Origin of the sequence: Streptomyces anulatus (assembly GCF_000721175.1) — a bacterium.
Lineage (GTDB): Bacteria > Actinomycetota > Actinomycetes > Streptomycetales > Streptomycetaceae > Streptomyces > Streptomyces anulatus_C.
Genome location: NZ_JOEZ01000021.1, coordinates 43,544 through 56,386, shown reverse-complemented (window position 1 = coordinate 56,386; position 12,843 = coordinate 43,544). Strand labels below are relative to the sequence as shown.

The 12,843-nt window shown below is 71.2% G+C and carries 14 protein-coding genes, 1 pseudogene and 1 riboswitch; of the genes and pseudogenes, 6 read left to right on the top strand and 9 right to left on the bottom strand.

The window, feature by feature from the left end; all coding sequences use genetic code 11:
* Positions 1 to 7: 7 nt before the first annotated feature.
* Both IG90_RS46715 and IG90_RS0124075 read left to right on the top strand, forming a co-directional pair.
* The gene (locus IG90_RS46715; RefSeq protein ID WP_030588217.1) at positions 8 to 412 is read left to right on the top strand and encodes a CBS domain-containing protein; all 405 of its coding nucleotides are present in this window, start codon (positions 8 to 10) and stop codon (positions 410 to 412) included.
* 56 nt (positions 413 to 468) lie between these two features.
* Positions 469 to 780: an SCO5918 family protein gene (locus tag IG90_RS0124075; protein ID WP_030588214.1), complete on the top strand. Its 312-nt coding sequence runs from the start codon at positions 469 to 471 to the stop codon at positions 778 to 780.
* Between the two features lie 102 nt (positions 781 to 882).
* Here IG90_RS0124075 and IG90_RS0124070 read toward each other — a convergent pair whose 3' ends face one another.
* From IG90_RS0124070 to IG90_RS42345, 7 genes and pseudogenes are all read right to left on the bottom strand, one after another.
* Positions 883 to 1,242 carry a hypothetical protein gene (locus IG90_RS0124070; RefSeq protein WP_030588211.1) on the bottom strand — a complete coding sequence of 120 codons (360 nt, stop codon included), beginning with the start codon at positions 1,240 to 1,242 and terminating at the stop codon, positions 883 to 885.
* Between the two features lie 238 nt (positions 1,243 to 1,480).
* Positions 1,481 to 2,752 carry a PP2C family protein-serine/threonine phosphatase gene (locus IG90_RS0124065; RefSeq protein WP_030588208.1) on the bottom strand — a complete coding sequence of 424 codons (1,272 nt, stop codon included), beginning with the start codon at positions 2,750 to 2,752 and terminating at the stop codon, positions 1,481 to 1,483.
* Between the two features lie 103 nt (positions 2,753 to 2,855).
* A complete protein-coding gene (locus IG90_RS0124060; protein ID WP_051860177.1) occupies positions 2,856 to 3,482 on the bottom strand; it encodes a protein kinase family protein in 627 nt (208 codons plus the stop codon).
* A gap of 383 nt (positions 3,483 to 3,865) precedes the next feature.
* On the bottom strand, positions 3,866 to 4,270 hold the full coding sequence (locus IG90_RS0124055) for a GntR family transcriptional regulator (protein ID WP_030588202.1): 405 nt from the start codon (positions 4,268 to 4,270) through the stop codon (positions 3,866 to 3,868).
* 46 nt (positions 4,271 to 4,316) lie between these two features.
* The gene (locus IG90_RS0124050) at positions 4,317 to 5,297 is read right to left on the bottom strand and encodes an ABC transporter permease (protein WP_030588199.1); all 981 of its coding nucleotides are present in this window, start codon (positions 5,295 to 5,297) and stop codon (positions 4,317 to 4,319) included.
* Entirely contained in the window at positions 5,294 to 6,238 is a 945-nt protein-coding gene (locus tag IG90_RS0124045) for an ABC transporter ATP-binding protein (protein WP_030588196.1), read from the bottom strand. The genes IG90_RS0124050 and IG90_RS0124045 overlap by 4 nt, the downstream gene beginning before the upstream one ends.
* A 107-nt stretch (positions 6,239 to 6,345) precedes the next feature.
* Positions 6,346 to 6,504: pseudogene (locus IG90_RS42345) on the bottom strand (LuxR C-terminal-related transcriptional regulator); the annotation flags it as partial.
* A gap of 183 nt (positions 6,505 to 6,687) precedes the next feature.
* Here IG90_RS42345 and otsB point away from each other — a divergent pair.
* Complete coding sequence (otsB, locus tag IG90_RS0124035) at positions 6,688 to 7,539, top strand: trehalose-phosphatase (RefSeq protein WP_030588190.1); 852 nt, start codon at positions 6,688 to 6,690, stop codon at positions 7,537 to 7,539.
* Between the two features lie 64 nt (positions 7,540 to 7,603).
* Here the strand turns inward: otsB and IG90_RS0124030 are convergent, their stop codons facing one another.
* Both IG90_RS0124030 and IG90_RS0124025 read right to left on the bottom strand, forming a co-directional pair.
* Positions 7,604 to 9,013 (bottom strand): alpha,alpha-trehalose-phosphate synthase (UDP-forming), encoded by a 1,410-nt coding sequence (locus tag IG90_RS0124030; protein WP_030588187.1) that lies wholly within the window; start codon positions 9,011 to 9,013, stop codon positions 7,604 to 7,606.
* Between the two features lie 183 nt (positions 9,014 to 9,196).
* Positions 9,197 to 10,147 (bottom strand): glucosyl-3-phosphoglycerate synthase, encoded by a 951-nt coding sequence (locus IG90_RS0124025; RefSeq protein ID WP_030588184.1) that lies wholly within the window; start codon positions 10,145 to 10,147, stop codon positions 9,197 to 9,199.
* A 153-nt stretch (positions 10,148 to 10,300) separates the two neighbouring features.
* Positions 10,301 to 10,428: riboswitch (SAM riboswitch) on the top strand.
* Between the two features lie 19 nt (positions 10,429 to 10,447).
* Here IG90_RS0124025 and thrC point away from each other — a divergent pair.
* From thrC to IG90_RS0124010, 3 genes are all read left to right on the top strand, one after another.
* Positions 10,448 to 11,749 carry a threonine synthase gene (thrC, locus tag IG90_RS0124020; RefSeq protein ID WP_030588181.1) on the top strand — a complete coding sequence of 434 codons (1,302 nt, stop codon included), beginning with the start codon at positions 10,448 to 10,450 and terminating at the stop codon, positions 11,747 to 11,749.
* A gap of 35 nt (positions 11,750 to 11,784) precedes the next feature.
* On the top strand, positions 11,785 to 12,063 hold the full coding sequence (locus tag IG90_RS0124015) for a MoaD/ThiS family protein (RefSeq protein WP_003967347.1): 279 nt from the start codon (positions 11,785 to 11,787) through the stop codon (positions 12,061 to 12,063).
* Between the two features lie 445 nt (positions 12,064 to 12,508).
* Complete coding sequence (locus IG90_RS0124010) at positions 12,509 to 12,715, top strand: cold-shock protein (RefSeq protein WP_003967346.1); 207 nt, start codon at positions 12,509 to 12,511, stop codon at positions 12,713 to 12,715.
* Positions 12,716 to 12,843 lie beyond the last annotated feature (128 nt).

Below are 12,843 nucleotides of genomic sequence, written 5' to 3'. Positions count from 1 at the left end.
GCACCTTTTGACGCTCGTCCAGATGCAGCCCCGCACGACGAAAGCCACTGCCGCAGGCAGGACGGTGGCCGACACCATGGACACCGCCGGGCCACAGGTCTGTGACGACATGACCGTCGAGGTCGCCCTGTCCGTCATGGCCAGTGCCCGCACCGGGTATCTGCTCGTCTGCGACGACACCGGCCGGTGCACCGGACTGGTCACCCACGCTCAGCTCACGGCAGTTCGCGACGGCTCCGCGTACACGGACAGGGTCCGGCTGCGGGACAACCCCGGCGACCGCGGGCCCTTCACCTCACCGGTTGCCACCATGGCCGAAGCCGGGCACATGATGCGCTACAGCCACGTCGAAGCCCTGCCCGTGGTCGACGAACACGGCAGTGCCCTGGGCGTCCTCGCCCTCGCCCGCTGAGCCGTCCCGCCCGCGGCAGAACCACTCCCTCTTCGTTCCTCTCCCTGTGAGGCATCATGCGCTGTGTCATCGCCCGCTTCCCGTTCGACCTGACCAGGAGCGGCGTCCTGGAATCGATGAAGGGCATCAAGCCCGAGCAGGCATCCGGCGAGTCCGTGATCATCGGCCGACGCACCTACCCCGTCAAACAGGTCGGACAGGTCATCACACGCCAGGACCGCCGCGACTTCAGCGCGGGAGAAGTCCTGCGGGCCATGACCCAGCTCGGCTTCACCTGCCGCGACCTGGCCCCGGCCCCCGTACCCACTCGGGTTCTCAACCCGTTGCAGCAGGCTTCCGCGATGCTCGGCGCCCCTGTGACCGCCTGAGCGACGGGCGGGCGTGAGCCGCCGGTGAACAGTGGTGAGGGTCCGTCCGGAGCATCCGGTCGGACCCTCACCGTGTGTGGAGCAGTCCGGCTCGGCAGTGCCTCAGTGATCGGAGTAGCTGAAGTCGCCCATCGTCCAGGCGCTGACGTCCTCGATCGCGACCCGGTACATCCCGCCAGTCTCCGGGATCCCCACCGTGCCCTGCAGGATCCGCGCCACGTGAAAGTGCAGATGCGTGGGCGGCCCGTCCTCGGGCGCGGCGGTGGTGAACATGGCGGAGAAGTCGCTCAGGAGGGCCGAGTCCGCCAGGACCTCCGACACCCGCTGTCTCCAGACGGCTTCGGGTGCCAGCCGGCCCGTGATGACGGCACCACCGGCGACCACGGTCAGAGGCATCTGATTGCTGCGCCCGGACTCCACCAGGGCGGCAACGTCAACAAGCAGCGCGTCATGCTTCGACATGAGGCCGATTGTATTCGTCGGACATCAGCCTGCTCTTCCGCGGTGCCGCTCCGGGCGGGACGGCGCTGGGGCCCGGTCACTCGAAGGCGCGGAACCGCCCTCCGAGTGGCACGGCAGCCAAGATTCCTCCCCCCTGTGGCCGCCTGGTCGGGGGGAGACGAGTCGGCTTACCCTCCGTGTCGGGTCGGTCCTCGAGCTCGGCGCACTCCGTTGCGGGGATGAGTTCGGCCGGGCAACTTCAGCCACCAGGCCCAGCGGGCTCAGGGGGAGAGGTGTGCCGTCCGACCGTCGGGGATGCTTCGGAGACGTCGGCGCCGTGGTCGGCGTCGCGGCGGGTGAAGCCGGTGCCGTACCAGTCCAGACACATCACGGTGGCGTCGTCGTGCAGACGCCCGTCATGGGTACTGACGACGTGCTCGATCAGGACACGGGCGGCCTCCCGCGGGTGCAGGTCCTGAGTGCTCTCGATGAGGGCCGGCAGATCGAGGTCCGCAGCGCTGCGCTCCAGCATTCCGTCGGTGAGCATGACCAGCCGGTCACCGGCCCGCAAGTCCAGCTCCTGGACCGAGTAGGTGTGCGGTGCTATGAAGCCGAAGGGCATGTCGACGGCCGGTGTGATCTCCTCGACCTTCCCGCCGCGCAGGCGCAGGGGCCAGGGGTGGCCGGCGTTGATGAACTCGGTTCGACCGTCGTGCAGGCTGATCCGCAGCAGTTGTCCGGTGACGTAGCGGCCGCCGCTGTGCTCGGCCACGGCCCGGTCGGCGCTCTCCGCCTGTTCGGCGAGGCCGGCACCCTGCCTGCGGGCGCGGCGCAGTGCTCCCACGAGGAGAGTGGCCAGGAGCGCGGCGTCCACGTCGTGCCCCATGGCGTCGGTGACGGACAGCTGGACGTAGTCGCGGTCTATGACGTAGTCGAAGGTGTCGCCGCCGACATGCTCGGCCGGCTCCAAGGCCCCGGCGACCGCGAACTGGGCCGCCTCGCAGGCCAGCGACGTCGGCAGCAGCCGGTGCTGGATCTCGGCGGCCAGGCCCAGCGGGGAGGTACGCCGACCCCACTGGTACAGGTCGGTGAAGGGCCGGTTCGCGATGATGATGTAGGCCAGGGCGTGGGCACTCCGGCTGATTCTCAGCAGCGTGTCCGCCCCGGGGTACTGGGGCAGATGGAGCTCCAGCAGGCCGAGCGCGTCCCCGCGATTGGTGACCGGTGCGATCACCCGCGTCCACGTACCGCCCTCTACGGCCTCCACATGCGGCCGTTGGGTCCGGATCACCTCGTCGTAGACGGTGCCGGAGACGGCGATCGGATCCGCGGAACGATCCAGTTCGATGTCATCCGCGCTGCCCAGGCGGACGACGGAGGCGCCCGTGAAGTCGGTGATCAGGAACGACACCGACCGGGCCCCCAGCTGTCTTCGCAGCGAAGCGGCTATGACGTCGACGGACTCCACCGGCGGCGCAGCCTCCGCCGCGGCCAGCGCCTCACCCAGCCCGTCCCTCTCACTGTCCCGCATGGAAGCGACCTTCCCGCCAGCGTGCCCGCGTGTACGTGCCTGGCGACACGACTTTCGGGCCGAGCACGACAGGCAAGCTACCCCACCGCAGGGCACGGCTTACCTACTCGGTCGAGCGACGCGCCCTCAGTGCGTCCGGCCTGGTCTGCTTTCGCCGCGGCGGTCGAATTCTCCGCCGGGGGCGGTCACCGGCAGCGGCCCGGAACCGGAGTGCCGGGGGTCGGGCCGGAAGATCATGGAGAGTGTCGCTCCCGACGACCATCGCGTTATCGGTCAGGGGACCCCCGGTGGTGAGCAGGACGGCGGCCGGGGACAGACCGGCGTGCGTCACGCCGTGGGCGTGGGCCGTCACCAGCGTCCCGGCGAGGGCGGTGGCCAGTGCCCGTACGGCAGGCTCGGGCAGCGGGCCGCCGTGGGCCCGCAGGGCTGCGGGCAGGGGAAGCGCGGGGACGTACGGTGTCGTGCACCAGGGCAGGTCCCCCGTGACGCCGGCCTCCTCGACCGGGAGGAACCCCGCCATCGAAAGCCGGCGGGTGCCCTCCGTCTCGGTGGCCCAGCGGGCCGGGTCCGCGCCGGGGAGCGGGAGGCGGACGAGGAGTGTGCGGTCGCCATCGGCGCTGCGGCCGATGAAGCGGCGTTCCGGAACGGCCTGATCGGACTCCGGGGCGAGCCGGGCGAGGGTGATGTACGGCCCTGCCCATGGAGGGTCGTCGTGGTGCAGACGGTCCATGCTCGTTCCCCCGGTCCGTGATGAGCGTGGACGAGCCTACCCACGTGTCCGTGCGGTCGCGGGGCCGGTACCGGCACCCGTGCGGGTTCGGTACCGGTGTCGCGCTCCTGGTGGGCCAGGAGGCAGCGGTATTTTCCAGGGGGTCTGCGGCGCGACCTGTGGACGGAGGCCGATGCCGCGCGAGCGGTACGTGGGCGGACACTGCGTCAGTTCTGGTCCCGGACGGGCCCGGGGACTGCTCCAACGCGGAGGTGGAGGCCCCCCCGAGGGGGGTCCGGCATCCTGCACGACGTCGGCCCCGCCCACGGCAGCGGCCACCGCTACAACCGCGCCCGAGCGGAGGGAATCCCCGGTGCGTCAGGGCGGCCTGTCAGGGCGGTCCGTCAGCCCGGGGACTCGCCCGGGTACGCGTTCTCGAACGCCGCGTGGAACAGGGCCGTGACGTCCTGGCCGGTGAGGCCTTCGGCGCGGGCCCGGTCCAGCCAGTCGGCGAGGGCGGAGCGCAGGGGTGAGCCGGGGCCGGACTGGGGCTGGGCGAGGGAGCGGGTGATGAACGTGCCCGCCCCCTGGCGTACCTCGGCGAGGCCCATGCGCTCCAGTTCGCGGTAGGCCTTGAGCGTGGTGTTCGGGTTGACCTTGGTGGTCGCGGCGACCTGGGCCGCGGTGGGCAGCCGGTCGCCCTCCTCCAGCGCTCCCATGCGCAGCGCCTGCTCGACCTGCCGGACGATCTGGAGATAGGTCGCCACTCCACCGCGCCGGTCGATGCGGAACACGACCACGGACTTCACCTTCCGCTCGATTGCCGACACTTTACGTAGGGGGAGAGGGCCGTACCTACAGCGGGCGGCGCGAAACCCGCCACAGGGTGATGGCCGTGAGCAGGGCCGTTCCGGCGAGCAGGAGGCCCGCCGCGGTCCACTGCATCGCCGCCATCTGGCTGTAGTCGAGGTACTCGATGACGCTGTTGACGATGCCGTGCTCCCTGATGCACGCGTCCTGCGCCTTCTCGGTCGCCTCGGCGCAGGTGCCCCAGCCGTACAGGGTCCCGTCGGCACTGCCGACCCAGCGGTCCACCTCGTACGACTCGGCGAAGCGGTCCGGGAGTTCGCCGTCCAGCGGGTAGGTGAACATCTGCGTGGAGCCGAGGCGTACGCGCACCTCGTCCCAGACGAACATGGTGGTGATGGCCGTGAAGAGGAACGTGACCACCATGGCCGGGAGCACCCGGCGGACCAGGACGCCGATGGTGACGCCCGCCGCGGTGAGGAAGAGGAGGAACGCGGGCAGGACGGGCCCGGTGTTGTCGAAGATCACGCCGTCGATCCACTCGCTGAGGAAGACGGAGCGGTACGGCTTCCACCACCAGGTGAACAGGGCCGAGAGCACCAGGCCGGAGACCAGCGCGAGCGTGTAGGCCAGGGCCAGCTTGGCGATCAGCCACTGGCGGCGGGTGACGGACTGGGTGGTGACGAGCTGCGCGGTGCCGTTCTCCTGGTCGCCCGCGATCAGCGGGGCGCCGATGAAGACGGCGAGGATCAGGGGGAGGCCGCCGAGGATGGAGGTGATGTACTCGTAGCCCCGGTGGTTCTCCAGCGGCTGGCCGGCGTCCTTCTCGGGCCAGCCCCTCGCGTCGAGCAGCTGGATCAGCTCGTGGCGCTCGTACACGATCCAGAGCGCGCACAGCAGCGTGAGGCCGAGGACGCAGACCAGCGCGGTGCGGTGCTGGCGTACGACCAGCCAGGGCAGACCGTGCAACAGGCCTCGGCGGGAGCCGGCTTCGGGTTCGATGGGCTTCTCGGTGACGGTGGTGCTCATGCGGCCTGGGTCCCTTCGGCCTCGACGCGGGCGCCCTGGGTGTAGAGGGAGGGTGCGTCCGGGGAGCGGAGATGGGCGAGGAGGACTTCCTCCAGGGAGGGTTCGGCGGTCTCCCAGTCGGTCGGGAGCGGGCCCTTCGGCCGGATCATCGCCTGGAACTGCCGTCCCTGGAGGCGGGTCTCGACGACCGTGTGGAGGTCGAGCTCGGGCGGCAGCGCGCCGTCCCGGGTCACCCCGGTGACCAGCGCGTGGGCCGGGACGAGCGCGTCGGCGTCACCAGCCATCCGGATCCGGCCCTCGGCGACGACCAGCAGGTAGTCGCACATGTCCTCCAGCTCGGTCAGCATGTGCGAGGACATCACCACCGTGGTGCCGCGCTCGACGGCCTCCGCCATCAGCAGGGTGCTCATCTCGTCGCGGGCCAGCGGGTCGAGGTCCGACATCGGCTCGTCCAGGAGCAGCAGGTCGGGCCGCTTGCCGAAGGCGAGCGCGAAGGCCACGCGGGTGCGCTGGCCGCCGGAGAGCGTGCCGACCCGGGCGTGCGGCGGGACGTTGCCCGAGCGGACGATCCGCTCCGCCGCCACCGCGTCCCAGCCGGGGTTCAGCTCGGCGCCCATGCGCAGGGTCTCGGCCACGGTGAACCGCTTGAACAGCGGCTTCTCCTGCCCGAGGAACGCGAATGTGGGCATCACGGCGGGGTCGTCGACCGGTACGCCGAAGACCCGCAGTTCGCCGGTCGTCGGCTGCACCTGCCGGGTCGCCAGTCCGAGCAGGGTGCTCTTGCCGGCTCCGTTCGGGCCGACCAGACCGCAGATGCGGCCGGCCGGGATCCGGAAGGAGCAGTCGCGCAGTGCCCAGCCGCGCCGGTAGCGCTTGCCCAGGCCGCGGGCTTCCAGTGCCCAGCTGCCGGACGTCGCGTTCGGGGTGCTCGTGTCTGCCACGCGCCTCGCCTCGATTCCATTAGTCAATTAATGGAATCATGGTGTCGTGATGGAATGGCTGTCAAGCGAGGCAGGTCGGGGAAGGTGTGCCGGGGTGCGGTGGCGGGTCAGCCGCGCAGGAACGCCAGGACCGCGAGCACCCTGCGGTTGGTGGCGTCCGAGACGTTGAGGTCGAGCTTGGTGAGGACCGACCCGAAGTGCTTGCTGACCGTGCCCTCGCCGACGTGCAGGGCCTCGGCGACGGACGCGTTGGACCGGCCCTCCGCCGGCTCGGCCTCGTCGTCGCGGCCGCCGCGCTCCTGGCCGCCGTCTCCGCCGTCCTGCCGGCCTCGCTCGCGCTGCAGACCCGGCCGGTCGAACTCCCGGGCACCCGTGAGTAGTCGGCGCCGGCCCCACGACGCTCGTGATCCACACTCGTGATCAACCCGTCCAGGGCTTAGGCTCGCCCCATGGGCAGCCACTCCGCACATCTGCCGTACCCGACCACCCCGGCCGGCCGCGAGGGGCTCGACGCCGTTCTCGCCCGGCCCGACCGTGCCGTCGTCGCCCTCGATTTCGACGGCACGCTCGCCGACATCGTCCCGGACCCCGAGCAGGCCCGTGCCCACCCCGGCACCGTGACCGCGCTCGCCGCGCTCGCGCCGAAGGTCGCCGCCATCGCGGTGATCACCGGCCGGCCGGCGGGCGTCGCGGTGCGTTACGGAGGCTTCGCCGGCGTCCCCGGCCTGGAGCACCTCGTCGTGCTCGGGCACTACGGCGCCGAGCGCTGGGACGCCGTCACCGGCACCGTCCACGCCCCCGCCCCGCACCCGGGCGTCACCGCGGTGCGCGCCGAACTCCCCCGCGTCCTGCGTGAGGCCGACTCCTGGCACGGCACCTGGATCGAGGAGAAGGGCCAGGCCGTCGCCGTCCACACCCGGCGCGCCGAGGACCCGCAGGCGGCCTTCGAGGCGCTGCGCGGGCCCCTCGGCGAGCTGGCGGCGAAGCACGGGCTGATCGTCGAACCGGGCCGCCTGGTCCTGGAGTTGCGCCCGCCCGGCATGGACAAGGGCGTCGCGCTGGCCGCGTTCGTCGCCGAGCTGGACGCCGAGTCCGTGATCTACGCGGGCGACGACCTCGGGGACCTCGCCGCGTTCGCCGCGGTGGAGAAGCTGCGGACCGAGGGCCCGGACGGTATCCCCGGCCTCCTGGTGTGCAGCGGCAGCACCGAGGTGCCCGAACTGGCCGAGCGCGCGGACCTGTCGGTGCCGGGCCCGGCCGCGGTGGTGGACTTCCTGGCGGCCCTGGCCGAGCGGCTGTAGGCGGGACGGCCACGGCGGCGGGGCACCGGGCCGCGCGGTCCGTCGCGCGCGGCCCCACGAGCCCTCACCCCTGCCGCAGCGCCTCCAGCTGGTCCAGGAACCACTGCTGGGGCGGCAGCGCGGTCGCCGCCTCGGCCAGCCGCTTCGTGCGGCCGGAGCGCTCGTCCCCGCTCATCGTCAGCGCCTCGTGCAGGGCCTCGGCCGTGCCCGTCACGTCGTACGGGTTCACCACGATCGCGTCCTCGCCCAGCTCCTCGTACGCCCCCGCCTCCCGCGACAGCACCAGCGCGCAGCCGTGGTCGGAGACGACGGGGACCTCCTTGGCAACCAGGTTCATGCCGTCGCGGATCGGGTTGACCAGGGCCACGTCCGCGAGCCGGTACGCGGCCAGTGAGCGGGCGAAGTCGTCCTTGACGTGGAGGACGACGGGCTTCCACCTCTCGGTGCCGTAAACCCCGTTGATCTCCGTGGCCAGGGTCTGCACCGCCGCCGTGTAGTCCCGGTAGACGGCCAGGTCCTGCCGGGAGGGGTAGGCGAAGGCGATGTGCACGACGCGCTCGCGCCATTCCGGATGGGCGTCCAGCAGGGCCCGGTAGGCGTGCAGTCCGCGCACGATGTTCTTGGACAGCTCGGTGCGGTCCACCCGCACGATGGTCTTGCGGCCCTCGCCCACCTCCTCCCGCAGCGCCGCCATCCGCTCCTCCACGTCCGGCTCCTGCGAGCGCCGGCGCAGGAAGCCGGCGTCGGCCCCGAGGCCGTGCACCCCGATCCTCGTCCGGCCCGTCCCGCCGAGGATCTCCGTACAGCAGCCGATGAACGCGTCCGCCCAACGGCGGGTCAGGAACGCGGCCCGGTCCGCGCCGAGGACGCCGCGCAGCAGCTGCTCGGCGATGTCGTCGGGCAGCAGCCGGAAGTAGTCGACGGGCGCCCACGGGGTGTGCGAGAAGTGGCCGATCTTGAGGTCCGGGCGCAGCTCACGGAGCATCCCGGGGACCAGGGCCAGGTGGTAGTCCTGGACCAGGACCGACGCCCCGGGGCCCGCCTCCTCGGCGAGCGCGCGGGCGAAGGCCCGGTTGTACGTCTCGTACGAGGCCCACCGGCGGCGGAACTCGGCGTCGAAGACCGGCTCGAAGGGCGTCTGGTAGAGCAGGTGGTGGACGAACCACAGCACCGAGTTGGCGATGCCGTTGTACGCGTCGGCGTGGACCTCGGCGTCGATGTCGAGCATCCGTACGCCCGCCTCGCCGACCCCGCGCCGCACCGCCTCGCGGTCGCCGTCGCCGAGGGCCGCGCAGACCCACAGCTTGTCGTCGACGGCGCTCAGCCCGGAGACGAGACCGCCCCCGCCGCGTTTGGCGTCGAGCGTCCCGTCCTCGCCGAGTGCGTACGAGACCGGGCCGCGGTTGGACGCGACGAGGACCTGGGCGGTGGCGGTGGTGGTGGCGGGTTCGGGTTCGGCGTGCTCGGAGACCATGTAGCGGAACCTAGCCCGTTCGGGAAGCCGTCAAACGCCTCCCGGGCCTCGTGCCGCGGGCGATGCCCTCACACGTCTCCTGGGCCTTGCGCCGCGGGCGATGCCCTCACACGTCTCCTGGGCCTTGCGCCGCGGGGCGATGCCCTCACACGTCTCCCGGGCGGCCTCGCGCCGCCGACGCCCCTATGCCGCGTTGCGCTCCGCGTACTCCGCGATCTCCCGCATCGGCGGCCTCTCCTCCGTGTCCACCGCGTGGGTGCGGGGCACGAAGCCTTCCTCGCCGCGCTCGAACTGGGTCAGCGCGGGCCGCACCAGATGGCCCCGGGAGAGCCGCAGCTGCGCCGTGCGGTAGATCGCCGCCGCCATCCGGCCCAGCGCCTGCCCGTCCTGGTGGCGGTGTCTGCGCACGCCGACGTCGACCTGGCCCAGTGCGTCCAGGCCCACGGTGTGCAGCGCGTCGACCAGCAGGCCGAGCTCCACTCCGTAACCGACCGGGAACGGCAGCCGCTCCAGCAGGGACCGCCGCACCGCGTACTCGCCGCCCAGCGGCTGCACGAAGCCGGCCAGCTGCGGCCAGTGCAGATTGAGCAGCGGGCGTGCCACCAGTTCGGTGACGCGGCCGCCCTGACCTGCGGTGTCGCCGAGCGGACGGTCGTACATCGCCTTGACGAACTGGACGGCCGGGTCGGTGAGCAGGGGTCCGACCGTGCCCGAGACGAAGTCCGCGGAGAAGTCCTTCAGGTCGGCGTCGACGAAGCAGACGATCTCGCCGCCGGTCACCAGGAGCGACCGCCACAGCACCTCGCCCTTGCCGGGCAGGGCCGGGATCCGGGGCAGGATCGCGTCCCGGTGGACCACCCGGGCGCCCGCCGCCCGGGCCACGGTGGCGGTGGCGTCGGTGGAGCCGGAGTCGATCACCACGAGCTCGTCGACCAGCCGGACCTTCTCCATCAGCTCGCGGCGGATTGTCGCCACGATCGCCCCGACCGTGGCCTCCTCGTTCAGCGCGGGCAGTACGACGCTCACCGACGTGCGGTGCGGGTCGGCGTCCCGGGCTTCGATGAGCCGGTTCAGCGGGCGGTCGCCGGACGACCAGGAACGCCTGGTCAGCCAGCGTTCCACCTCTTCGAGCACGGTCGGCACTCCCTGTGTGTGATCCATCTCGCGGTTCGGACGGCCATCTCGACGGTCCGGTGCTTCGGTTACAGTCTTGAACAACGCGTATGGCCGTCGCATGTCGGGGTCGGACCGCACATAAACGCCTGGATCGAAGATCCAGCGCCATAGAGCTCATCCAGAGGGACTGAGGGAACGGCCCGTTGAAGTCCCGGCAACCCTCCTGCCGACCGCGAGGTCACGGTGGGGAAGGTGCCAATTCCGTCTTGCGGCGAAATGCGTCGCAGGGAAGATGAGGAGAAAGGGACCTCCGCCATCATGGCTGTTCAGACCGTTGCAGGTAGCACCACTTCTTCCGCCCCGGCCGTCGATCTCGGTCCCGCCGCGGCGCTTTCCTGCCGCGAGTGCGGCGAGCGTTTCGAGCTCGGCCCCCTTTTCGCCTGTGCGTCCTGTTTCGGGCCGCTGGAAGTGGCCTACGACCTGCCCACCGGCTCCCCGGAGGAGCTGCGCAAGCGCATCGAGGCCGGCCCGGACAACATCTGGCGCTACGCCCCGCTGCTGCCGGTGCCCGCCGACGTCGCGGAGAAGCCCAACATCAACCCCGGCTTCACCAAGCTGGTCAAGGCCGACAACCTCGCCCGTGAGCTGGGCGTCACCGGCGGCCTGTACGTGAAGGACGACTCCGGCAACCCGACGCACTCCTTCAAGGACCGCGTCGTCGCGATCGCCGTCGAGGCCGCCCGCGCCTTCGGATTCACCACCCTCTCCTGCTCCTCCACGGGCAACCTGGCCGGAGCCGTCGGCGCCGCCGCCGCCCGCGCCGGACTCCGCTCCTGCGTCTTCATCCCGCACGACCTGGAGCAGGGCAAGGTCGTCATGGCCGCGGTGTACGGCGGTGAGCTGGTCGGCATCGAGGGCAACTACGACGACGTCAACCGCTTCTGCTCCGAGCTCATCGGCGACCCGCTCGGCGAGGGCTGGGGCTTCGTCAACGTCAACCTCCGCCCCTACTACGGCGAGGGCTCCAAGACCCTGGCGTACGAGATCTGCGAGCAGCTCGGCTGGCGGCTGCCCGACCAGATCGTCATCCCGATCGCGTCCGGCTCCCAGCTCACGAAGATCGACAAGGGCTTCCAGGAGCTGATCAGGCTCGGCCTCGTCGAGGACAGGCCGTACAAAATCTTCGGCGCCCAGGCCGAGGGCTGCTCCCCGGTCTCCGCCGCCTTCAAGGCCGGTCACGACGTCGTACGGCCCCAGAAGCCGGACACCATCGCCAAGTCGCTGGCGATCGGCAACCCGGCGGACGGCCCGTACGTCCTGGACATCGCCCGCCGCACCGGCGGCGCGGTGGAGGACGTCACCGACGAGCAGGTCGTCGACGCGATCAAGCTGCTGGCGCGGACCGAGGGCATCTTCGGCGAGACGGCGGGCGGCGTGACGCTCGGCGTGGCCAAGAAGCTGATCGAGGCCGGCGTCATCGACCCGTCGCTCACCACCGTCGTGGTGAACACCGGCGACGGCCTGAAGACGCTCGACGCGGTCTCCGCGACCTCGCAGGCCACGGCGACGATCAAACCGAGCCTGGACGCCTTCCGCGCCGCGGGCCTCGGCTCCGCCTGACCACCCCAGACCGCAGGAAGAGAAGGGCATCCACCATGAGCGTCAAGGTCCGCATCCCCACCATCCTCCGTACGTACACGGGCGGCCAGGCCGAGGTCCCGGCGGAGGGCGCGAAGCTCTCCGAGGTCATCGAGTCCCTGGAGAAGGACCACCCCGGCATCGCGGCCCGCGTCCTGGACGACCAGGGCAAGCTGCGCCGCTTCGTGAACGTGTACGTCAACGACGACGACGTGCGCTTCGAGGGCGGCCTGGACGCGGCCACGCCGGACGGCGCGGGCGTCTCGATCATCCCCGCGGTCGCCGGCGGCTGCTGAACCGCCCCGGGCCGCTCCGACGGCGGCCCCACCGCACCTCTGTGTGACCACGGTTGCCCCCTCCGCGAGAGAAGCGGAGGGGGCAATTCTGCATGGTTGAGCACGGTACAGTTGGGGAAGCCCCATCCGCTGCCCGTGCCGCCCGCATATGAGAATGCGCCCGGCCCCGATAAGAAGCAGCCAAAGTACGTGAGCCGCTTGTGGCATAAGTGCCCTTTGCCTGGCCCGACTTGCCCGCAAATCTCAGCAAACCCGCATATTCGCGTGTTCCTCTGTGCCCAGAATTCTCGTCCGATTGACCTGTTGCAGAGGGCAGTTGGGCGGATACATTCAGCCGCGGTCGACGCGCTGCGGCGCCGCACACCCTCTCCTGTCGGGGGGTGAGTTCCGACCCGGGTCCGCGAAGTGCGGTCCCGTGCAAGGGCCAGTAATAGGGGAGTTAGGCATGGCTCAGGGCACCGTCAAGTGGTTCAACGCGGAGAAGGGGTACGGCTTCATCGCGGTCGACGGTGGTGCGGATGTTTTCGTCCACTACAGCGCGATCCAGATGGACGGGTACCGCACCCTCGAAGAGGGTCAGCGAGTTGAATTCGAGATCTCGCAGGGCCAGAAGGGGCCCCAGGCCGACATGGTCAAGCTCGCCGTCGGCTGAGCTCGGCGCGGTCGACCGACGACACCACTCACGCACGCAGGGCCCGGACCCCGGATCAGGGGATCGGGCCCTACGTGCGTTCCGGGGGCGCCCGCGCTACCGGCGCGGAGGCCGGCCGCTGTCCACGC